Raw genomic sequence first — 23827 nt, 5'->3', positions numbered from 1 at the left:
TAGGAACATTCTATAACCAACCGCCAGAAAGATAAAGTGCTTTTTCACCTTGATTCTAATTTCCCAGCTGCAAGCCTAAAACAGTTGGAAGGATTAAAAATGTCAACAAGCTGCTTCCCCGCCTATCCTACCCAGAAGAAAACCTTCGTAAGGAGACGGGAAACATCAGCTTGTTATGTAATCCTATTTGACTGGTTCTTCCCCAACCGAACGGGCGACTTCTATCATCTCTTCCTGTGTCAAATCCTTTGATGCAAGCATATAATCGACACCTTCAAAAGTCCATGCAATCGTATTTCCTGTCATGGCCCCGACAGTATAACCTAAATCAACCGGTTCTCCATTCACATTCGTCGAAACGGAAGTTTGAACTACCTCAGCTTTTTCCTGAACTAATGTAAAACTTTTTGTACCCTCATAGGTCAAAACGACACGTTCTCCCTTTTCCGTCGTAATTTCTTTTTCTTCCGTTAAATTCATATCACCAATATTTTCAGGGTATTTCACTGCAAATCCTTCATTTTGGACTTCTGCCATAACGGGTGCTTCAAGTTGTGCACTTGTCATGTTTTTCTTCATATCAAATGAATCTTTATCAAAAGTCGTATCGAATTTAACTTTCGAGAATTCAACTAGTACCAATGCGGTCTTATCAGGGTCCATGACTTTTACACTGACTGGGGATAAATCCTTTTTGTTTATAGTAATCTCTTGATATGGCAACATTTTATTGTTTTGGTAGCGTGTTTTCGTTTCAAAGACATAATGTTTATCCGTTTCTTTATATGTCGCACTTTTATCTTCCGTAATGTCTTTCACCAACGACTCGAACAAATAGGCCTGACTGCTGTTCTCCGGCCACTCGCTTTGAAATTTAAAACTTTTATTCAAAGCTGGCGTCAGAACATATACACCATCATCATTTTTCAAAATCATCTGGCTTTGATCCTTCTCTTCATTTTTCAGATTTACGCGGTAAAAAGAAGGGTCCTTATGCCAAATCTCCACATTATACACTTGAGGTTCCGTCCCCATCTTCAATGTCATCTTCGCGTTAGCTTTATATCCTTTCATTTCGCCAAGCTTCTCATTCAATTCACTCACTACGTCACTCTGTGATTTTTGGCCGCAAGCAGAAAGAGCAAGCAAGAGCATGATCCCTGCAAAAAGCATTACCATCTTCTTCATCTTTTCAACCCCTTTTTGTCATTTGAACGTAAAAGGGAGAGGAAAAGGCAGGATCCGGACATTGGCTCGACTGATGTCTTAGATTCCTCGGTATTTTAGACACGGACCCATTCTCAGTCCGGCTAAAAACTTTTCGAGAGCACCTACTCTGCCATGTACCTTTTACCGGGCCTTGTCTCCCTATAGCACTAAATGTATATGAGACAACCTAAAGGTTTATGACCCGATTGGACAAAACTCCATTCACCCTTCAATTACTACTTGAGCAACCGCATAATCCCGGCTGTGGCTAATCGAAAGATGGACCCCTTCAGAAAACGGCTTTGAAATCATCGGCTTTCCTTTATCATCCGAAATGATTTCAATATCCAAAAAGGATAAGTGCTTACCGATCCCTGTACCGTTTGCTTTTGAAAAAGCCTCCTTTGCCGCAAAACGCCCAGCAAAATACTCGACCTTCCTTCTTCCATTTAACTTTTCGAAAATCAAGATTTCCCTTTCTGTTAATATACGCTCCTTTAAACGGGGTTGCCGATTAATCAGTGTTTCCATTCTATCCAACTCAGTAATGTCCACGCCTATACCTTTAATCACTTTGACACCTCTTCTATTAATTTAATAAGCTGCATATCATTAGGAGGACTCTTTTACCTGAAAATGATAATATTGTATTTAATTAAAAACGATAATAAGGAGGAATTTATGTTTACAAGAACAGAAACCTTCCGCGAATACGCAAATTCATATCGAGCTGTTACTGTGCTCATACTCATTATGATGATTGTATTCGTTCTTGTCCTCTTCCCCATATTTCCCGGCAATGTACTCTTTTATTATGGCGCAGGAGTGAACTTATACATCGCTGATGGACAATGGTGGCGATTGATCACCCCCATCTTTCTACATAGCACGTTTACACATTTACTGTTTAACGGCTTCTCACTTGCCATCTTTGGTCCATTCCTAGAGAAATTACTTGGAACCGTCAAGTTTTCAATCTTCTTTTTATCGACAGGTATCCTTGCCAATATCGCAACCTTTCTAATTAACCCACTGACATATAACCACGTAGGTGCCAGCGGAGCAATTTTTGGTTTACTCGGATCCTTTCTATATCTTGTACTTTTCAATAAAACCAATTTTACGAACAATGAAAGAAATACAGTATATACACTGACCGGAATTGCCATCATCATGACCTTCATTCAACCGCAGATCAACGTTATCGGTCATTTGGCTGGACTGGCAACCGGCTTTTTAACAGCTCCATTATATTTAAGAAAAAAATGGTAGGACAAACAGCCGACTCTTCCTTTCAATCACTGGGAGTCGACTGCTTTTTTAGGTAAATACCATGATTTAATTATTAGGCAATCCTTTTCTTCCACATCAGCAACCATGCCGACCCGCGAGGTGATTCCTGATTTGACCGATGCTGAAATCGTTGCTAATTCTTTTCGATTTTGAAACCAACTTTTTTTATATGTGATTGATTGTATTCTGCTTCTCTGCATGATCAATGTTTGCTTCGAGAAAAAACGGCTGCTCAATAGCAACAAATTCCCATCTATGCTCCATCCTGCATCTCTATATTGCATGTAAGCCCAAAAAATCGCCAACGGTACAAGCAAAAGGGATAGATAACCCCAAGGTCTGAAAAACCATACCAAGGCACCGATGATCGGGATGAGGTACAGAAACTTACGAAACACATACCGGGAAAGTGCACGCTTAGGTATCGGTGTCACCTCAGTGGTTGTTTCATAAACCGGTAAAATATCCAGGATTTTTTCATGTAAATGCCTCTTCCTGATTAAAGGGAACAGCATGATGGACAGACTTTCTTTATCTTCCATACTGCCTCCAGCATATTCAATATAAACCGTCGCCAATCCCAATGGCTTTCGAATCAAATTCTCCATGATCCGGATACCTTGAATTTTATGAATAGGGATTGTCAGCTGTCTTTTCTCGAGAAATCCTCTGGAAATAACGATTTCCTCATCCGTTTTTAACACGGTAAAGGACGCATATTTAATTACCATACTTAATGTGGCCAGTACATAAACCACCAGTAAAGCCACCAGGGCAAACAAGGTCAGAATGATGGTCCCCATTTCAATAAACTCATCATAATCCTTAAATATCCTCTCAAAAGGTATCATTTCATCGAACTGTGAAATAAAAGCGATTGCCCCAGATAGGAAGACACCTACCGCTCCCGAAGTGGCAGCCATAACGAATAGCTGCGGCAATGTCTGCTTAAAAACGGAAGACGATTTAGCTGCATTTTCTTTATTCGCAACATCATCTTCATCCTTATCAAAAGGATTTTTCGCATTTTTTTCTTCACTTATAAAAGCATTGATTCGTTCCGCATCACTTTTGCTTATGGCTGATAATACGGCATCGGCCTGAGACCCGCCTGCCGTTTCTATATTCAGCTTCACCAGGCTGAATATCCTTTGGATGATGCCCTCTGATATATCTATGCTATGGATCCGATCAAACTTTATATACCGTTTCTTCCTTACGAATACCCCGGACTCAATTCTGAATTCGCCCTCTTCTATGCGATATGTAAAACGTAACCATTGAAGGAATGCAATGCCTATCAGTAAAAGTATAATAATGGCAATGACCAGCGGTTGTATCCATCCAGGAATTCCTTCATTCTTCCCAGGAATGACGACCACTAATAAAAAAGGGATGACTAACTCTTTAATCGATTTAATGATGTTGAGCAATACAGCTATGGGGTGAAGCCTTTTAGGTTCAGACATCTTCTTCCTCCACACTTGCCATTCTCGAAATATAATGCCGCAATTCATCTGCCTCTGCAAGGTCCAAGGCAGGGATAACATGAAGGGTCGCTGCAGTGGAAATTTCAACGGAGGCTAAATCGTATTTTCTTAATAATGGCCCTTGCTTCGTTTCAACATGCTGAACCCTTATCATCGGTATGAGTGTTCTTTTAATGACGAAAATACCACTTTGGATATCAATTTCAGTATTTCTTACTTCGTAACGCCACCTCTTCCATTTCACCGACGGAATCAGAAAAATGGCCAGATAGGATTGGATTATCGAAATTATGATCAACGCTCCAAACACCCAATATGTCCAATTAAAAATGATTGTAAGCACGAGTACGGCGATGCTTATAATCCAGGTTATTGAACAGCTTATAAGACCACTGATTTTCCATACGGTCAAAGCCTTATTCGATATGCGATTTTCAGGTTCCATGTGCTTCTCCTCTTCCGGACAGGTAATGCTAATTGAATCATCATCCATCCTTGCTTTCATCCATTATACTATAATTAAATACTGGAAATTAACCCCTTTTCAAACAAAGGCTTTGAGCATTCCACATAAAAACCTTTACCATTCGGATACCATAGCATTGAAAATGCACATAAAAAAATGCCGCTCAAATGAGCGGCATTTCCAATTCAATTAGATCTTATTCGTTTTTTCTCTTTTTTGGCTCGTGCTACGGTTCCCGTAACCATTCGATTTACGGTTCGTGCTTGGGCGTTTCCCTGATCCGCTACCGTAATCTTTTCTGCCTGAAGAACTGCGGCCATTGCGCTGTCTGTTGCCAGAAGATCCGCTTCCTCCGCGATTGCGACGCATTGGAGATGGAGATTCTTCCGTTAACTTGATAGGCGTTTGATCCGGTTCTTTTGTCATTGATTTAAGCATGGCTGCAACTAAATCCGCTGCGCTATGTTTTTGTAATAATTCTTCCGCTTGACCAAGGTATAAAGTTAAATCCTCATTCTCGATTGTATTAAGGATTTTTTCCGTTACTGCTTTTTGTTGACCTTCCAACGCTTCAGTTAACGTAGGAGTCTTAAGTTTCTCCATACGTTTTTTCGTTGTATGTTCAACTGCATGCAGTTGGCCTCTTTCTCTTGGTGTTACAAACGTAATGGCTATACCATGTTTACCTGCACGTCCTGTACGTCCAATACGGTGAACGTAGCTTTCCGGATCTTGAGGGATATCAAAGTTGTATACGTGAGTAACGCCGGAAATATCAAGTCCACGTGCAGCAACATCAGTAGCAACGAGCACATCGATGCTGCGGTCTTTGAACTTTTTCAATACAGAAAGGCGTTTTGCCTGGCTAAGGTCACCATGAATGCCTTCAGCCATATAACCGCGGATATTCAATGCAGATGCCAATTCATCTACACGGCGTTTCGTACGTCCGAAGACGATCGCAAGATCCGGTGTTTGAATATCGAAAAGGCGTGCAAGTGTATCGAATTTTTCACTTTCTTTTAACTCCAAGTAATATTGTTCGATACGATCCACTGTCATTTCTTTTGCTTTTACACGTACAAGAACGGGTTCCTGCATGAATCTTTCAGCAATTTTACGGATTGGATCTGGCATTGTAGCTGAGAAAAGCAATGTTTGCCTTTCATCAGGAACCGTTGAAAGGATCAATTCGATATCCTCAATGAATCCCATGTTAAGCATTTCATCAGCTTCATCAAGAACTACAGTATGAACTCCGCCTAATTTGATATTTTTACGTTTGATATGGTCTAAAAGACGACCAGGCGTACCAACGATAATATGTGGTTTCTTCTTTAAAGCACGGATTTGACGGTCGATATCTTGTCCACCATAAACCGCAAGTACACGAGCGCGTTTTCCGTAACCAAGCTTGAAAAGCTCCTCGGAAACTTGAATGGCTAGCTCACGTGTAGGTGCAATGACGATCCCTTGCACGTTTTCGTTATTAATATCGATGTTTTCCATCAATGGAATACCGAATGCTGCTGTTTTACCTGTTCCTGTTTGCGCTTGACCGATTATATCTTTACCTTCAAGTGCTAGAGGTATCGTTTGGGATTGAATCGGGCTCGCTTCCTCAAATCCCATTTTTTCTATTGATTTCATGGACGTTCTATCTAATCCTAATTCGCTAAACAATGTCAATGTTTTCGTACTCCTTTTTATATCGTAAATTTACACGTGCATATCATGCACAGATGTTTAGTTCAAATCCTCATCATCATGACGGATGTTCTACTTTATCTCTTATAAAAAGTTTATCATTATCACCTAAAAGTATGTCTGCCTTTTAGTTCAAATGAACTCAATATGATTTTTTAAAAAGGAAATATACCAGTACGGACATTCACTGGCATTTTTAACTTCGCGCACGTGTAGACTTATCATTAACATACGCTCATCTTTTTAAAAGTACATGTAACCAAAATTAAATTCAATATGGAAAATTAAAAGTAGCATAAACGGATGTTTCACCGTTTTATTCAGGTGAGGGCTGCTGCACCTATTATTCATCAGACTTAAAAAGGCTGTATGAACAAAACTTGACGAGAGCCAAGATTCTTATACAAAACAGGCCCGGTGCGTTGAGGATTTGCAGAAGTGGAAAAGCGCTAAAATGCGGCTTTGATTCCCAATAGCTACTAAAGCCGCCAAGAGATGCAGCTTTTATATATGACCAGACGCGAGGCCTATTTAATCTAAAATAATCTCAAGAATGAACTCATGAAACATGTAAGAACATACAATTTTGTTGCCTCAACCTGATTAATTTTAAATAATCATCAATGATAAGACATTTAAACTCATACTCATATTACCATTTTCAAACTGTTAATGCAATAAAGGATATCGCCCCATTCAGAGTTACTAAAAACTTTAGACCGTTTCAAAAATGAAGAAATTAGTCATTTCTTCCTGTTAAATATGCAGCCGTGACACTTTTGAGTAAGAATATGGCTTGTTCATTCAATAATGGGCTAAAAAACACATGGACTGATTATTTCATCAATAGGATCACCGTTTTACTATATCCATTTATGCGTAAGTGGATTCAAACTTAGACAAATTCGAAGAAAGCGAGTTTGCCTACAGTTTTTTTTATTTAAAAACCGTTCCAGTAGTTTCAGAAATCCAGTTAGGGGGATTTCACAAAACAGTAACCTAGTCCTGTTAAAATCATGGTTCGGGATGGGAGCATTCCGGACTCTTGTCGACTTACTGTATCCATTTAAATTTTTCACAAAACGATCATCCATTTATATATGATATGTGTTTAAATCAAATAGTTTCAACAAACCTTTTTCAGGAAGGATAAGTTTTAATGATGAACACCCTTCCACGGTTCCCCCCCGTTGGAAAAAGAAAGGACTTATCATGAATCCCCATTGAATTTACAGGTATATGGGAGCATTTGATTTTTGAAAATTCCATCTTTTTGCTTAAAAATTATAGCAAATAAGTCTAAATGCAGTATGATTGACCTATCAACAAAATAACGGGGGGTTATATGAACATATTCACAATAGATGTTCCTTTATGTAAGGATTTTGGTCGAATCTTAAAGAAAATGAACAAGAAAGTCACCTTTTTGGAAGATCCACTCAATCAAAGTCATCTATTCAAGAATTCAACAGACTTATTGAAATCATTATTTATTTTACCTTTACACATATCAAAAGACTCTGGGCAGCAAACTTCTTTGTTCGCCTTGGCTGAATCTCACGAAATCCCTATCTTATTCATTTACAAACGCACTTCAGGAATGGAGACCCCTCCGGCCTTACCAGAAAAGACCTTTTATGAAACCATGGCCGTCCCTGCCGATTCAGCGGAAATTCGGATTAAATTAAAGTCACTCCGAAACATCAGCTTGCAACTGTTTTCGGCAAAAATGAAGGGGCAAGAGCTTGAAATGATACACCAAAAATCAGCAAGGAGCCTGAGAATTGCAAAGGGCATTCAACTTTCAGGTTTACCTTTGTCGATCAATAATGAAGATATAGAGGTCAAAGGGCTTTCCCAGCCTTCAAGTGAACTGTCAGGGGATTTATTTTACTGGACGGAGGTTGATGACAGGATATACGGCTTCATAATGATCGATGTATTCGAAAAGGGCATTCATACAGCACTTATAAACATGTCCATACGCACATTGATCCCCGACCTTATCAAACGTGTAAAAGACCCCATTTTCATAACAAAGGAACTGGATAAACTAATGCGGGATTTATTTCAAGGAGCTAATCGGGAAAACAAAAACCATGCTCGCATTACTGCCTTCATCGCATACGTGAATACAAAGGATCGGCTCATCGAATATGTGAATTACGGACTTCCTTCAGCTTTTTTGTATTCCCCATGCACCAATCAAATTCTCAATTTGAACGAAGGAGCCACCCCAAAAGGACTGATTCCCGAATTGCCCATAAAAAAAATAGTCTTTCAGTATGAACCAGGAAGCCGTTTCATCATCTATACAGATGGACTCTCTAAAACGGCCCTACCTTCCGCCATTGACCGATCTGACCATATCGAAAGGGAATTCATCGAAAATGTCCATCTCGATACACAAGACCTTCTTCAGGAGCTATTGGTCTCAAGGATGAGGCATTCAGTCATTAACGATGACATCTGCATTATTGCCGGGACACTTTTTTAAGCACGATAAAAGGGCCGTTTCAAAAAAAGAAACGGCCTTTTCTATGTTTTTTTATTTTTGCAGAGCTTGAACGACTTCCTCCAGCTTCATGCCCCTAGAAGCTTTAACAAGTATGATGTCATTTTCCTGTGTGGACGATTTTAGTTCCTCTATAAGCTTCTGCTTATCTTGAAAAGGACGAACCTGCTCCGATGAAAACGCCTTGCTCGCTCCCTTGGCAATAAACTCGGCTAAAGGCCCATATGTGAAGATCTTATCGATCCGCTCACTGGAAATCAATTCACCAATTTTCAAATGAAAGTCCTTTTCCTGCGGCCCTAACTCCAACATGTCTCCCAATACAAGTATCTTTTTCTCGAATCCAGATAAGCCCTCAACCAACTCCACTGCTGCCTTAACTGAAGTTGGGCTGGCATTGTACGCATCATTGATGATTTTCTGCCCTTTCGCGCCCTCGACCAATTCCATTCTCATATTCGTTAATTGAATGGTCGACAGACCTTTACGGATCGCTGAATCATCCACATTGAATTCTTTAGCAACCAAGATTGCTGCCAACGCATTAAGAACATTATGATTGCCTAAAACGGGTATCTCATAATTGATTTCCTTATCACCGCTTGCGATTGTAAACGTGGTACTGTCTGCCCCTTGGCTAATGGTCTGTGGATATAAATCATTTTGTTCCGTACGTCCAAAAGATATTACGTTTAAATCAGGAAAATCCTTTTTGATACGATTGCGGAGCAATGGTTCATCACCATGATATATCAGCGTTCCATCTTTCGCCAAACCTTCTACAATTTCCAACTTCGCATTCGCGATTTCCTCGCGTGATCCTAAATCCAATAAGTGTGATTCACCGATATTGGTAATGATCGCTACATCAGGCTTTGCCATTTTGGATAAAAACTCGATTTCACCGCGGCTGCTCATTCCCATTTCCAACACAGCCGCTTCAGTATCCTCTGCCATAGAAAGCACTGTTAATGGCAAACCTAAATGATTATTGAAGTTTCCATTTGTTTTATGAACTTTGTAGGTACTGGCCAGCAGTGCAGCCGTCATATCTTTCGTAGTCGTCTTACCGTTGCTGCCTGTTATCCCAATGACTTTTATATTCAACTGCTGACGGTAAGAACGCGCCAATTGCTGAAGCGCTTTCTCGGTATTTTCGACAATGATTATCGGTAAATCATCAGGAGGATTCGGAACATCCCTTTGCCAAAAAGAAGCCGCAGCTCCTTGATCTAAAGCTTGCTTGACATACTGATGGCCGTCAACCTGCTCACCCTTAAGCGGGATGAACAAACATCCTTCCTTAACCGTTCTTGAATCGATGGTAACCCCATTAATTCCTTTGGACTGGAATGGACTGATATCATTCAATCCCTCTGCCATTTCATGTACTTGTTTTAACGTTCTCTTTATCATTTTGTTCCTCCTACATTCATCGAACCGTTAATCGCTCTCCATTAACCAAACGAAGCAGAAACCAGTTTAAATCGCACCGGTTCCTGCTGATTGGATCCATCATATCAATGCTTGATGGATTGTGGAGTTTACTGATACATTACCTGCATGATCAAACTGTATATTTGATTTGTTGTTTTTCCTGATGACGTTCCAAGGCAAGTTTCACGAGTTTTTCAATTAACGCTGGATAGTCGACACCTGTGTGCTTCCACAATAACGGAAACATGCTGAAAGGAGTAAACCCAGGCATTGTATTCACTTCATTAATATAGATTTGCCCCTCATTCGTTAAGAAGAAATCAGCGCGAACCAATCCAGAGCAATCCAATGACTTAAAGGCAGTAATGGCCATTTCGGATAAAGCTGCATACTCGCTTTCCGTTATCTCCGCTGGAATGACCATTGCAGAATTACCGTCAACATATTTTGCTGAATAATCATAGAAGGCAAAATCTTTCTTAGGGATGATTTCGCCTGCCACCGAACAAGACGGTTCATCATTACCAAGTATTCCAAACTCGAGTTCACGAGCTACGACCCCTTCTTCAATGATGATCTTCCGATCGAATTGGAAAGCTTCCGCTACCGCTTTTTCCAGTTCATCAGCATCATTACATTTGCTGATACCGACACTGGAGCCTAAATTGGCAGGTTTGACAAAACAAGGGTAACCCAATTCATCCGCTACCTTTTTAATGGCACTTTCAGTATTCTTCTCCCATTCAGAACGAATGAACCAAGTGTATTTGACTTGAGGAAGTCCCGCCTGGGCAAAAATGTTTTTCATGATGACCTTATCCATTCCTGCTGATGAAGCCAAAACGCCATTCCCTACATAAGGAAGGTTCAATAGTTCCAGCATTCCTTGCACGGTCCCATCTTCTCCATTTGGTCCGTGAAGCAATGGGAAAATTACGTCATACCCTGTTGATTCACTATTTTCATCAGTTGAATGTGCCTGTAAGGCAAGTGGCGAGCTCGATTTATCCGATGAAAATGTCAATGCCTCCACACTCTCGGCAGGTCCTGTTAACTTCGGTCCATTAATCCATGAACCCTCTTTTGTTATGTAAATCGGATATATATCAAACTTTGCTAAATCGAGAGCTTTAATGACTGCTAAAGCCGTCTGCATAGAAACCTCATGCTCCGCAGATTTTCCACCATAAAGCAAACCAAGTTTAGTTTTCATGAGTTATTACCCTCCAATATTCTTTTAACCATGTTCATTGTATCACTTTACACTAAAATGGTTAAAGCGAAACTTCCTTCATTGGCGCTTTTCCAATGATTACTATAAGCGGAACACAGGTTAAAACCACCACATCCTGTGCGTCGCCCTCTCTTATCTTTTATGCATGTGATGGTAAGTCTTACACCTAAAAAAATTCAAGGGTGCCAAATAATCCAATCCACGAACCTCGGAAGTTGGGATAATCAGGAGAATGATTTATTTTTTATAACGCTTTCCCATACCCTTTCTTTTCGATTGAAGGTAATAAAGGCATCTGGCTCCTTAATATTTCTATCTGAAAAGTCATCATGCATTTCATCCATGTTTAAATAATCCCCTACGACCCATGCCGGTATCTCAATTTTCGTTCTTGTATATTTAACATGCCGAAAGGAAAAAACGAGCCCCTCTGCCAGGATATGAGCCAAGGAAGAAATGATTTCTGCCGGAATCGCCGTCAGCTCTCTTTTCTTTCTGATTCCAAGCCAAGTCCTCTCTACTTTTAAAAGCTCCAGCTTTAGCGGAATCAGGCTTCCTAACATCATATAATATGTCGAAAGAGAACGAAAATAAACTTTATTGAACCAGCCATCATCCTGGGCAAGGTACACAAATTGATTATTCAATTTACGGAAAAATGGAGGATCCAGATGAGTTTTTGCGTGCCCTAAATATAATAGTTCCGCTATTTCCCTTCCATCCAATTCATCCAACCCTTCTCTTTCTTCAAAATCGATCCAACAGAAATCTCCATATGCCCGGACATTTTCTTTAACTAGCTTCGCAATATCTTCAGATGAAGCACTCTCTAGCAGGACATTCAAATTGTATTCCCCGCCATTGAATTCATGTTTCAATAATAAGATGGAATCCAACGTATATGGCAGCGAATAGACGAATTCACGAAAATTGAGTCCATTAAAAAGGACAAACCGTTCGGAAGCCTGCATATACATATATAAGATATCATTGCTATCATTCTTCATAACCTGACCCCCTCCGAGCTCTTAATCAATAATGTTATTTTACCAAACTTTTGGGTTCTCACGTAAGTTATATAACCCCAATATTAATCATCATCAGCATCATGTGAATAATGCGAAACATGTACTCCATATTAACCCAAATGTTAAGGAACACACTCGACAACCCCGAAATATCCATATTAAAGTAGGAATGAAGATTTGGAGGAATTGATCATGGATAAAATTGAAAAAGGTTTTATCATTAATTCATTTCTTGGAGACACTTCCGTTTATGCTGATGCAACTAAAAATTAGGTCTATGGCAATCAGAGAAATATGCATTCGAAAAATATAGGAAGATGCAATCCTTGATATCGGATGCGGTACAGGAAGAACCACCTTCGCACTATATAAAAAAGGATTCCAAAATCTAACGGGAATCGACCTGACTCCTGCCATGCTTAATGAAGCCGAAAAAATAGCGCATGAATATAACCTGGACATACCCTTTATCCTTGGCGATGCAACCGACCTCCCTTTCAACGACTCATCATTCGATAAAGCAATCTTCGCTTTTAATGGTTTAATGCAAATTCCCCAGCGAAAAAACCGCACATTGGCTTTAAAAGAAATCAACCGTATTTTAAAACCTGAAGGACTCTTCATTTTCACAACACATGACCGTGATAAAAACGAAAATTACCTGAACTTCCGGGAGCAAGAGGAAATGATTTGGTGTGGTGGTAAACAAGATGAGAGGCTTTATGAATTCGGGGATATTTTCACATCCGGAAAGACGCTTCAAGAAGATACTTACCTCCATATCCCAACTAAACTTGAAGTACTTGAGTGCCTGGAGGAAGCAAGATTTACAGTCATCGAAAGCTTTTATCGAAGTGAATTATTCCATGAAAACGATGATGTCATCACTTTCTCTTCCGATTGCCGCTCTGGATCGCCCAAAAATAAGGAAGCACTTTTTAATTCAAAAAAATCCAGAGTGAAATGTCACTCTGGATTTTTCGTATTAAGAAACTTGTTCTAGTTCTTTTTTGGAAGGAGGGTTGAATTGACCTTCCCATTTAGAGATAACGATTGCCGCAAGTGAATTACCGATAACGTTTACTACTGTACGTCCCATATCAAGAATACGGTCGATACCGGCAATAAATGCTAGACCTTCAATAGGAATACCGACAGTTCCCAATGTTGCTAAAAGAACTACGAAAGATACACCTGGTACACCAGCAATACCCTTGGATGTGATCATTAACACTAGCATCAGCGTAATTTGCTCATACACGCTTAAATCGATTCCGTACATTTGAGCGATGAAGATAGCTGCTAACGCTTGGTATAATGTAGAACCATCAAGGTTAAAAGAGTATCCAGTCGGGATAACAAATGTAGCAATATGCTTCGGACATCCCGCTTTCTCCATTTTTTCCATGATTTTCGGAAGAACCGCTTCAGAACTTGCAGTAGAGAAAGCAAGAATCAATTCTTCTTTTAGAAGTTTAATCAATGTAAAGATATTGAATCCTACAAATTTTGCAATAAGACCCAAGATGACAATTACAAAGAAAATCATTGTTCCGTACACAGAAAGCGCTAACTTTCCTAACGGAATTAAAGATTCCAAACCGAACTTAGAGATAGTCACACCGATTAATGCAAATACACCGATAGGAGCGAATTTCATGACCATGTTAGTCAGGTAGAACATTCCTTCAGCTACACCTTGGAAGAAACGGAATACTGGTTTACCTTTTTCACCGATGGCCGCAATACTAAGTCCAAACAACACGGAGAAGAAAATGATCGCTAGCATATCGCCTTCTACCATGGCTTTAACTGGATTGGATGGTACGATGTGTACGAGTGTATCAACGAACGATTCATGCTGCTTTGTTTCTGCAGTATCAACATATGTGGAGATATCAGTTTGTTCCAGATTATTCATATTCACACCAGCACCAGGCTGGATGATATTCGCTGAAATTAAACCAATAACAATAGCTATCATTGTTACCACAACAAAGTATGATAAGGATTTAGCACCTAGTTTACCTACCGCTTTCAAATCACCTACACCGGCAACTGCAACGATAAGGCTGGATACGATGATCGGCACCACAATCATTTTAATCATTCGTAGGAAAATGTCCCCGAATGGCTGTAAAAAGTTTTGGGCCGTCTCACTGCCATAAAAAATGGCACCAACGATAATCCCTAGAATTAAACCAATAAAAATTTGGCTAGCTAAACTTAATTTGAATTTCTTCATTTACTTTCCTCACCTTCCATAAAGTCTTTGATGCAAAAACATTTTTGTCTCGGTAAGGGAAACAAGATACTAATAAAAAGAAAGTAATTTTTCTTTTTTTGAAAAACTCTGTCTTTACGCCGAAAAAAAAGACACTTCATGTGTCGATTTCTTATTGGCGTGAATATTCACACATGTTCCCTTAAAGACGCTGACGAGGTTAGCTGTCGGGTTAGGAATTGGAAACACAAATGCCCTTTCATTTCTGAATTCACCCCTAGCGGAAAAAATCCACAAAAATGGGTCCCCCGTTCTTGGAATAAGATTAAGCGAGTTAACTTATAATAAAATATTATACTAAAAATGATAATCTGTAAATATTTATTCGCATTAGTTCTTGAAAAAATCTTTAAATATGTCTGAATATTCTGCATTAAAGACTATTGTATCTATAATTACTCTTCCCGATTTTTAATCATATAAGTTATATTGATATATAATTAATAACTAATTTGACATCACCTCTCTGCGGTTATTTTTCCAAAATGCCAAGTAACAGATATCTTACTTTTTCCCTAGAGGTGAATTTTTTATAAGTTGCTGCTTTCACTTTTTCAAATTGGATTGGGGTAATAAAATAAGAATGGTTCTTCGCCACATCCGGCTCCATTAGGATGACGTCACCCACCGACGGTCCCTTTGTGATTTCTTGCTTCCCTTCAGCCTTAATCCCTTTTGTAATGTAATGTTTATCCACATAGCCTTTTTTAGTCAATTTGTAAATATAAGGCTGTTTATGGTTTTGTACCGCCTCTATAGGAATGGAGGGTACACCGGCTTTCTCATTGGTTATTACAGTAAGTTTCACTTTGGATCCCACCAACAAAGCTTCCGTTTCTTCTCCTTCCGGTTCGATTAATGCCTGAAATGGAAATCTGTTATCTTTTTTTAATGACGGCTCTTCAGCGGGATAGGAATGGATGCGGCCTATCGTCCCTTTCAATGCCTTTTTTGAATCAGAGGAACTTGCTTTTATAGTCATGCCCACTTCAGCCTTTTTCATTTCCTCTTCGGAGAAATCCCCTTCAATTGCCATATTTGTCGAAACAATGGATATAATAGGATTATTCAGGTTTTTATTGATATTTTTAACTACACCATCAGCCTCACTGGTCGACACGATCGCACTTGACTGCTCCTCAATTGAACTTAATTTAGCGTCAAGCATTTTCACTTTTTCATTCAAGCTGTTTTTTTCCAGTTCCTGCTTGTTCATTTCTTGCTCAATGTTACTTTTAATAAGATCTGAGGAACTTGTTGTTATATCAATTTTCAAGTTTTTTTCCACCGATTCATCAATGGTTGCTTTTTCAGGATTACTGGTCATGGTCCCTTGATAAGACCTCAACTTCCCTATGTATTCCTCAATCCCTGCAATTTCTCCCTCAGCTGCCGTTTTCTCCGCTTCCAAATTCGCTTTAAGTGCATCAAGTTCGGTCGTCGTATACTCAAACAACGAGGAGCCAGCCGTAATCGCATCGCCTTCTTTAACAAGGAATTTCTTAAAATCATTTTTCTTGGTGTCGAAATAGATATCATACTCTTCTACAGGTTTAATTACCCCATTTGTTTGAATAGTATCCGTAATTGTATCTTTTTTTACCTTTGTCCAGTTTTCAACGAAAACAGTCCGTTCCACTTTGCTTTCTTTTTTTTCAATAAGGTATAAGTTAACGGTTATTAACACTATCGACGCAATGGAGACCGCCGCCATTTTCCATTTCCCGCTCATTCATTTCACCCGCCTTATACAAATACGCCTACTTGGATGTATCCTAAAAAGGCTTTAACAAACCATGTAGCCAGATAGAATAGAACAATCATTAAAAGGACCAAATAATTATTTCGTTCTGAAAACTCCTTTAAATAAAAATATTGCAGAGCAATAATAATAAATTGAAAAATGGTGATTTCGCTGAAAAAGTTAATGAAATAATCACTTCTGAGAAAATACTGACTGATGATCCCCAATGAAAAAGGATTGGCATCGCTGCCTATATCCATTAAAACGAATAGAGGAATGAGTAATGTTTTTTCCACTAATTGCAAAACAAAAAGAATCATTTGAACGATGACTAATTTTATATATGGGATATCAGTAACGATCCAAAAGAATAGAGCTGATAAAAATATGTATATGGAAGGGTCGATTATGCTTGTTATTATGTTGCCGCTCAAAATCAGCAACTTTGCTGCTTCGAATTCTTCGGCACTCATCTCCGTGATTTCTTTTGAGAATGATTCTGAACCAATGCCAAAATATCCACCAATGGTGAATACTATAAGACTAAGAAAATATAAAAATAGTAATTTCAATCCAAGCTTTGTGACTGCCTCTGCATTTTGAAGCTGATAACGACTCCGATGAGGCTCTAAAATGCCCTTTAACAATCTGACCTGGTACACCATATGTGGTCCTCCTGCAAAAATTGATATATCTTCATATATTTTATCTTATTTTGGAAACAATTGCAGAAATAAGGAATGAATATACAAAAAAAACACATAATCATTCCCATTCACATTTAATCCACCATACTAATTTGGAGTTAATACTGACAAATGTTGGGCAAGGACTTTAATGCGTGCAGGAGTTTGTCTATAGTTCTCTCCATCCATATCCACATCAAGCGGCCTCTTGGTTTCAATGGTCAGGGTATCGGCTTGTAAATAAGTCACCCCAGAGTCAGAGATCATATTTTGCGTCCATGAACGCTTCATCGCTATTATTTCTAAAAATGCACCAAGGCTTACATTTTCCAAGATGGCAACGCCGAAGAGTCCATCATCTGGACTGATCATGGGAAAGGGCAATAAATTGGTGCCGATAAAACAACCATTCAAAACCAAAATCATGACTGCTTCCCCTTCGATAACATTCCCATCATATTTTAGTTTATAGGAAAAGGGAGCATTCTCGCCAATTGTCCTTACAGCACTTAATAAATATCCTATCTTTCCAAACCTGCTTTTTTCCTGTTCATCAATATTGCTTGATGCATCTGAAATAAGCCCTACTCCCCAAAAATTAGAAAAATAATCGTTGTTGGCCTGCCCAATATCAATTGAACGAACTTTGCCATTCACTAATGCTTCCGCAGCTTGACGAACATTTTGAGGAATCTTTAATGTTCTGGAGAAGTCATTGCAAGTCCCTCCAGGTAAAGTCCCAAACAGCGGCCGCCTCCGAAGCGGCGAAAGGCCATTTACACACTCATGTACCGTTCCATCTCCTCCTAATACGAAAACTACATCCATGTCTTCACCATATTCCAAGCAAAAACGGCATGCATCGCCCTTTTCCTTCGTTTGCAGAATGAGAAACTCATCAATATGTGGAGCTATTATCGGAAGACAATCCTCAAGATTCCTTTCGAGTTTATCATTACCGGCATTTTCATTATAAATCAGCATTCCCTTTTTCCATCGCATGATTTTTGCCCCCATATTATTGAAAGAATTGTCTTCTTCCCATCACTTTTACCTTTTCCTAAACCCCCGCTTTTGAAACTCATCAAGAATCATGAAAAAAAGAGGCTATACGCCCCTTTCGGTAAAGCTTTCATATACTTGTCAAATAATCCTTCATCATTAAGATAAGCTTTGAAGACAAGGGACTTCTCTTTTCATTTTTTTCCAAAAATAACAAAAGGCTTTCCAAGATGATGGGGCTTGGCCTAGCTTTTGAAAATTCTTCCTGGATTACCTTTAAAGCTTCCGTATTTTTACGTGTTTCCATTCCCTCTTCTTTACGTGTTTCCACTTCCAGCATCCTGACGATGATCGAATGGATTTCCTCTTTTGGGCTCATATCCCGCATCGAGCATCCTGGTAGGGGGAATTGTTTCAATAATGGATCTTCCTTGTTCTCCAGGCTTGCGATAATTGAATCCATCCGGTTCAATATGAAGCTAGGTAACAATTCCACATCGAACGCATTTTGTTTCCTGATCAATATTCCGATATATCCTTTGAAAAGGGAATCCAAAATTATGGTGCAATCCGGCAAAAGATCAGCCGAAAGACCCGGGTATAACTCAGTGATTTTACGCTTGAACCAAATCAAGCCCTCTTCATGGATATAATGTAAAAATCTATCTAGTTCTTTGCTGATATGAACCATTTGTTCCTGCATCATCATTTGAATCAAGTTGGTATTTCCCGTCATATGCTCAATGTGAACAGTGATTTGCCTCATGAATTTGTCTTTACTGGACAATGAAGCATCCAGTTCAAGATCAAGCAATGAGTCCGTCAGCGCTTCATAATAAAATTTAAAAATGGAGACCAGTAATTCTTCCTTCGATTTAAAATGATTATAAAAAGACCCCTTTGCTATCCCACATTTTTCAGCAATTTCCTGAACGGAAGTGGCATGATAGCCTTTCTCCGCGAAAAGCTCTACAGACTTATCTATGATCATCTTATTTTTTTCTTTCATCAAATTCATCCTATCTCTTAAAATTGTCCGTTGGTGACCAGTGGGTCACATCTTCCAAATTGTATCCCAAAACCCTTGAAATCACAACGTTAACACTAACGAATATTACCTGTTGCAATCATAATCCATATACTATATATTTGAGCTTGTGACCGAATAGTCACAATTTTATGTATGGAGGGTACAAGCTTGAATTCAATAATTAAATTTTCATTAAAGAATAAATTGGCAATCTGGTTGCTTACGATCATCATCGTTGCAGCTGGTTTATACTCAGGTTTAAACATGAAACAAGAAACCATTCCGAGCATCTCGACTCCTTTAATAAGCATCTCCACTGTATATCCTGGAGCTTCACCTGAAGAAGTAGCAGATAAACTCACAGACCAGATTGAGCAGAAAGTAACAAATTTGCCAGGAGTCGAATTAGTCAGTTCTTCGTCCATGGCTAATGCCTCTTCCGTCCAATTACAATATGATTATGATACGGATATGGACGACGCTGTAAAAGAAGTGAAAGAAGCTTTAGAGAAATTAGAACTGCCTGAGGGAGTGGATGCCCCAAGCGTCTCTAAATTAGAATTAAACGCTTTTCCTGTCGTCGCACTCAGTGTAACAGATAAGGGTTCTGATTTACCAGCTCTTACAAAAAACGTCGAAGAGGTGTTAGTGCCTAAACTTGAAGGGATTGACGGCGTGACATCCGTATCAATTTCCGGACAACAAGTAAATGAAGGCAGCCTTGTATTCGACGAGGAAAAGATGGCTCAATACGGGCTCGATGAAGAAACCGTAAAGAAGGTTATCCAGGCCGCAAACGTCAACATGCCGCTTGGCATATATAACTTTGATGATAAAGAAAAAACGATCGTTGTGGATGGAAACATCTCCACATTAAAAGACCTGAAAAATATAAAGATACCTTTAACCAGCGGCTCTCAAACAGGAACGCCAGCACAAACCGGACCGGAAACCAATCAATCATCTCCTGATATGGCAACAGGTCCTGCCCAACTGCAAAATGTCAAATTATCAGACATTGCCGATGTTAAAATCACCGGTAAGGCTGAATCGATTTCAAGAACAAACGGTAGCGAATCGATTGGAATCCAGGTTACAAGATCGCCTGATGCCGATACAGTTGCAATCGTAGACGAAGTAAACGAAGAAGCATCTAATTTCAAAGAAGAGTTTAAAGGCGTAAGTGTACACACTACGCTCGATCAAGCTAAACCGATTAAAGATTCTGTTGAAACCATGATCAGCAAGGCACTCTTCGGCTGTCTGTTTGCCGTCATTGTTATCATGCTGTTCCTTAGGAACTTTAAAACGACTCTCATTTCCGTCATTTCGATTCCATTATCCCTGTTAGCAGCGCTTTTGGTGCTCAAACAAATGGATATTTCATTGAATGTCATGACACTTGGGGCCATGACGGTTGCCATTGGCCGAGTCGTCGATGACTCCATTGTCGTCATTGAAAATATTTATAGAAGAATGGCTTTAAAAGGCGAACAATTAAAAGGCGGCGAATTAATACGATCAGCCACTAAGGAAATGTTCATCCCTATCCTTTCATCGACAATCGTTACTGTAGCCGTATACCTGCCTTTAGCCAGCGTTACAGGACCTGTCGGGGAACTATTCATGCCATTCGCCTTAACAATGGTGTTCGCATTAGTCGCTTCATTAATAATCGCCATCACTCTTGTTCCGGCAATGGCAGACTCTTTATTTAAAAAGGGATTATCTAAAAAAGAATTAAAATCACATGAAGAAAAACCAAGCAAACTATCAGCATTCTACCGAAAAGCACTGGATTGGTCGTTAAACCATAAGTTAATCACTTTCGGTACAGCCATTGTATTATTGGTCGGCAGCTTATTCCTGATCCCAAGCATCGGTGTCAGCTTCATGCCTGCAGATGAAGAAAAAACGATTATCGTCACTTACACTCCCGCACCTGGAGAGTTAAAAGAGGATATTGAAAAGCAAACAGAAAAAGTAGAAAAATACTTCATGGATAAAGACGATGTGAAGACCGTTCAATACACACTTGGTGAAAGCATGATGGGCGGCATGATGGGCGGCTCGAATAACTCTGCTCTCTTCTATGTACTCTATGATGAAGACACCGAAAATTTCGGTGAGAAAAAAGAAACCGTCATAAAAAATTTAACTGAACTTGATTCACCTGGAACATGGAAACAACAAGAATTCACGTCAACATCAAGCAACGAAACCACCCTATTTGTTTACGGAAATACACAAAAAGATATTGAACCGGTAATTGATGATATTCAAAATATCATGAAGAAAAATAAAGATTTAAAAGATGTTGATACAAGTCTTTCCGATGCTTATGAGCAATATACTCTAGTTGCAGACCAAGAAAAGCTAAGTGACCTTGGACTGACAGCTGCACAAATTGGCATGTCCATTGCCAACACGAATAAAGATGATGCTTTAACTACCATTAAGAAAGATGGAGAAGAAGTCAAAGTATATGTCGAGACAAAAGAAACGACATTCGAAAACAAAAAGGATCTTGAGAATACGAAAATTTCTTCTCCAATGGGAATGGAAATCCCATTGAAAGAGCTTGTGAAAATCGAAGAAGGCAAAGCTTCCGATACAATCAGCCGCCGCGATGGAAAAATCTATGCCGACGTGTCTGCAACAATCAAAACGGATGATGTGGCAGCAGTAACAGCAGATGTACAAAAGGAAGTTGATAAATTGGACCTTCCCGCAAGCGTCACTATAGACTATGGCGGAGTGACGGAAGATATTCAGGAATCATTTACTCAACTTGGTATCGCTATGTTAGCGGCCGTTGCTATCGTATACTTTGTCCTAGTCGTTACTTTCCATGGTGGTTTAGCACCAATAGCCATTCTCTTCTCCTTACCATTTACGGTAATCGGGGCATTGGCTGGGCTATTCGTTGCAGGTGAGACCATCAGCGTTTCGGCAATGATGGGTGTCCTAATGCTTATTGGTATCGTTGTAACCAATGCCATCGTATTAGTGGACCGTGTTATCAAGAATGAAGAATCCGGGCTATCTACCAGGGAAGCTTTACTCGAGGCAGGATCCACCCGTCTACGTCCAATCCTGATGACTGCGCTTGCCACAATCGGCGCTTTAATACCTCTGGCAATCGGTGCAGAAGGCAGTGGATTAATATCACAAGGTTTGGGGATTACCGTTATCGGCGGACTTGTGAGTTCTACATTGCTAACACTTGTAATAGTACCGGTAGTATATGAAGTCATAATGAAAATAGGGAAAAAGAAGAAAAAAACAGTTAAGTAAAAGAATCAAAAAAGAGGGGATTCCTTATATTAGGAATCCCCTCTTTCTTGACTCAACAATGCACAATATGCTCTTAATAGATACAACTGCACAGAGCCCACGTCACGTCCTGTTCGTCATTTCCAAGGGAATTTGTTTGGTTTTAAAATCTTATCTATAAACAAAAAAGGGAAAGAGCTCGCTTTCCCTTTTATTTTCTATGGATTAATGTTTGGTGAAAGTTTGGTCTATCGCATTTGCCAGGTCCAGCGATTTTTCTTTTAGATAACGCTTCGTTACGTTTAAATCTTTATGACCGGCAAGCTTGGATATCGTTTGTATATCTATTCCATTATCCACTAACCTTTGGCAAAAGGTATGTCGCAGTTTATGTGGATGCACATTGTATTTTTTTAATATATATTGAACTGACCTCGGAGTGATCCTTTGATTATAGCTTGAGATGAATAACGGATCTGCTTTTTCTTTTAAAGAAAGAAGATAATTCTGTACATGCTGTATAGCCGATATTGTAAGGGGAACGGATCTATCGATTTCACCTTTTGCGTTCCTGACAAGTATATAATTTCGTTCTGTTTCCATGATGACGTCGCGGCCATTTAAGTCACATAATTCGGATACGCGGATTCCTGTATGTAACAAAAGGTAGACGATAGCAATGTTTCTTAGGTTTCCTTCTGCTTCTATATCTCTTAACAGGATCTGCTGCTCATTTATGCTTAAAGTTTCAGGTACCTCAAGCTTGTGCTCCTTAACCTTACGTTCCACAGAAAGCATCACTTGCGGTTTACCTAAAAATTTAAAGAAAACATTTAAGGCGATATAGTGTTTTTCGATAGTTCCTGGGCTTTTCTTGCAATTTTCCAAATAATCAAGATAACCCTGAACATCTTCAGAATGAATCTCCATCAATATCTTTTGTGTCTGGTCACAAAACTGTGAAAGGACACCAGTATACGTTTTGATCGTATTAGCTGATTTGCCTTGGTCTCCCAACCATTCAGCAAACGAAAAAATCATTTCATCTTTAGCAGAGGTATCCATCGGCTATTCCCCCAATGACAGTTTCAGAACTACGTTAAGTTTAACATATATCCCTATAGAAACGAAGAATTCTGTCCCTTTGTCTTAATCAGATATGGATAATGCAGATAGAAGTAGAAATTAAAATGCATCCATAGTATGCCCTACCATGTATACTGCATATAACCTTCTTTATGGCCCTTTTTATTTCTCTAGTTTTTTTAACAGTTTTAAATAATAAGATACTGAAGGATTGACAACGGCAAAAAAAGACCAGCCGGATGGCGGATCTTTTTAAATGGCTTGGCGGCGTCCTACTCTCACAGGGGGAAACCCCCAACTACCATCGGCGCTGAAGAGCTTAACTGCCGTGTTCGGAATG

General features: G+C 39.4%; 18 protein-coding genes, 1 rRNA gene and 1 riboswitch. Of the genes, 4 read left to right on the top strand and 15 right to left on the bottom strand.

The window, feature by feature from the left end; translation table 11 throughout:
• Positions 1 to 183: 183 nt before the first annotated feature.
• A complete protein-coding gene (locus ACIQZD_RS25345; protein ID WP_350300957.1) occupies positions 184 to 1188 on the bottom strand; it encodes a LolA family protein in 1005 nt (334 codons plus the stop codon).
• 243 nt (positions 1189 to 1431) lie between these two features.
• Positions 1432 to 1782, bottom strand: a complete 351-nt coding sequence (gene acpS / locus ACIQZD_RS25340) for a holo-ACP synthase (protein ID WP_137020603.1) — start codon at positions 1780 to 1782, stop codon at positions 1432 to 1434.
• A 108-nt stretch (positions 1783 to 1890) separates the two neighbouring features.
• On the opposite strand from acpS, the gene ACIQZD_RS25335 reads away from it, so the two are divergent.
• Positions 1891 to 2481, top strand: coding sequence for a rhomboid family intramembrane serine protease (locus tag ACIQZD_RS25335; protein WP_402907448.1), 591 nt, complete (start codon positions 1891 to 1893; stop codon positions 2479 to 2481).
• 26 nt (positions 2482 to 2507) lie between these two features.
• On the opposite strand, the gene ACIQZD_RS25330 is transcribed toward ACIQZD_RS25335, so the two are convergent.
• From ACIQZD_RS25330 to cshA, 3 genes are all read right to left on the bottom strand, one after another.
• Positions 2508 to 3971, bottom strand: coding sequence for a PH domain-containing protein (locus ACIQZD_RS25330; protein WP_402907445.1), 1464 nt, complete (start codon positions 3969 to 3971; stop codon positions 2508 to 2510).
• Positions 3964 to 4437, bottom strand: a complete 474-nt coding sequence (locus ACIQZD_RS25325; protein ID WP_402907474.1) for a PH domain-containing protein — start codon at positions 4435 to 4437, stop codon at positions 3964 to 3966. Before ACIQZD_RS25325 ends, ACIQZD_RS25330 begins: the two co-directional genes overlap by 8 nt.
• A 210-nt stretch (positions 4438 to 4647) precedes the next feature.
• Positions 4648 to 6147 (bottom strand): degradosome RNA helicase CshA, encoded by a 1500-nt coding sequence (gene cshA, locus ACIQZD_RS25320; RefSeq protein WP_048682025.1) that lies wholly within the window; start codon positions 6145 to 6147, stop codon positions 4648 to 4650.
• A gap of 1363 nt (positions 6148 to 7510) precedes the next feature.
• On the opposite strand from cshA, the gene ACIQZD_RS25315 reads away from it, so the two are divergent.
• Positions 7511 to 8662, top strand: a complete 1152-nt coding sequence (locus tag ACIQZD_RS25315) for a PP2C family protein-serine/threonine phosphatase (protein WP_402907442.1) — start codon at positions 7511 to 7513, stop codon at positions 8660 to 8662.
• A gap of 51 nt (positions 8663 to 8713) precedes the next feature.
• Here ACIQZD_RS25315 and ACIQZD_RS25310 read toward each other — a convergent pair whose 3' ends face one another.
• The 3 genes from ACIQZD_RS25310 to ACIQZD_RS25300 form a co-directional block, all read right to left on the bottom strand.
• Complete coding sequence (locus tag ACIQZD_RS25310; protein ID WP_402907439.1) at positions 8714 to 10096, bottom strand: UDP-N-acetylmuramoyl-tripeptide--D-alanyl-D-alanine ligase; 1383 nt, start codon at positions 10094 to 10096, stop codon at positions 8714 to 8716.
• A 151-nt stretch (positions 10097 to 10247) separates the two neighbouring features.
• Positions 10248 to 11330 (bottom strand): D-alanine--D-alanine ligase, encoded by a 1083-nt coding sequence (locus ACIQZD_RS25305; RefSeq protein WP_402907436.1) that lies wholly within the window; start codon positions 11328 to 11330, stop codon positions 10248 to 10250.
• A 245-nt stretch (positions 11331 to 11575) separates the two neighbouring features.
• Positions 11576 to 12358 (bottom strand): hypothetical protein, encoded by a 783-nt coding sequence (locus ACIQZD_RS25300; protein ID WP_402907433.1) that lies wholly within the window; start codon positions 12356 to 12358, stop codon positions 11576 to 11578.
• Positions 12359 to 12701: 343 nt separating this feature from the next.
• Between ACIQZD_RS25300 and ACIQZD_RS25295 the strand changes: the two genes are divergently transcribed.
• Positions 12702 to 13382 (top strand): class I SAM-dependent methyltransferase, encoded by a 681-nt coding sequence (locus ACIQZD_RS25295; RefSeq protein WP_402907471.1) that lies wholly within the window; start codon positions 12702 to 12704, stop codon positions 13380 to 13382.
• Here ACIQZD_RS25295 and ACIQZD_RS25290 read toward each other — a convergent pair.
• The 5 genes from ACIQZD_RS25290 to ACIQZD_RS25270 form a co-directional block, all read right to left on the bottom strand.
• Positions 13365 to 14624, bottom strand: a complete 1260-nt coding sequence (locus ACIQZD_RS25290; protein ID WP_402907430.1) for a cation:dicarboxylate symporter family transporter — start codon at positions 14622 to 14624, stop codon at positions 13365 to 13367. The two genes, ACIQZD_RS25295 and ACIQZD_RS25290, sit on opposite strands and share 18 nt — an antisense overlap.
• A 173-nt stretch (positions 14625 to 14797) precedes the next feature.
• A riboswitch (cyclic di-AMP (ydaO/yuaA leader) is annotated at positions 14798 to 14945 on the bottom strand.
• 190 nt (positions 14946 to 15135) lie between these two features.
• Positions 15136 to 16395, bottom strand: coding sequence for an efflux RND transporter periplasmic adaptor subunit (locus ACIQZD_RS25285; RefSeq protein ID WP_402907427.1), 1260 nt, complete (start codon positions 16393 to 16395; stop codon positions 15136 to 15138).
• A 14-nt stretch (positions 16396 to 16409) separates the two neighbouring features.
• Positions 16410 to 17072, bottom strand: a complete 663-nt coding sequence (locus ACIQZD_RS25280) for a hypothetical protein (RefSeq protein WP_402907424.1) — start codon at positions 17070 to 17072, stop codon at positions 16410 to 16412.
• A 129-nt stretch (positions 17073 to 17201) separates the two neighbouring features.
• Positions 17202 to 18095 (bottom strand): diacylglycerol/lipid kinase family protein, encoded by an 894-nt coding sequence (locus tag ACIQZD_RS25275; protein WP_402907421.1) that lies wholly within the window; start codon positions 18093 to 18095, stop codon positions 17202 to 17204.
• A 130-nt stretch (positions 18096 to 18225) separates the two neighbouring features.
• On the bottom strand, positions 18226 to 19104 hold the full coding sequence (locus ACIQZD_RS25270; RefSeq protein ID WP_402907418.1) for a TetR/AcrR family transcriptional regulator: 879 nt from the start codon (positions 19102 to 19104) through the stop codon (positions 18226 to 18228).
• A 189-nt stretch (positions 19105 to 19293) separates the two neighbouring features.
• On the opposite strand from ACIQZD_RS25270, the gene ACIQZD_RS25265 reads away from it, so the two are divergent.
• A complete protein-coding gene (locus ACIQZD_RS25265; RefSeq protein WP_402907415.1) occupies positions 19294 to 22422 on the top strand; it encodes an efflux RND transporter permease subunit in 3129 nt (1042 codons plus the stop codon).
• A gap of 204 nt (positions 22423 to 22626) precedes the next feature.
• Here ACIQZD_RS25265 and ACIQZD_RS25260 read toward each other — a convergent pair whose 3' ends face one another.
• Together ACIQZD_RS25260 and rrf are read right to left on the bottom strand one after the other, a co-directional pair.
• Positions 22627 to 23466: a tyrosine-type recombinase/integrase gene (locus ACIQZD_RS25260; protein ID WP_402907412.1), complete on the bottom strand. Its 840-nt coding sequence runs from the start codon at positions 23464 to 23466 to the stop codon at positions 22627 to 22629.
• 280 nt (positions 23467 to 23746) lie between these two features.
• Positions 23747 to 23827 (bottom strand): 5S ribosomal RNA (gene rrf / locus ACIQZD_RS25255); the annotation flags it as partial.

Source organism: Peribacillus sp. NPDC096447, assembly GCF_044762725.1.
Classification (GTDB): domain Bacteria; phylum Bacillota; class Bacilli; order Bacillales; family DSM-1321; genus Peribacillus.
This window is presented reverse-complemented; position numbering and strand designations above follow the sequence as displayed.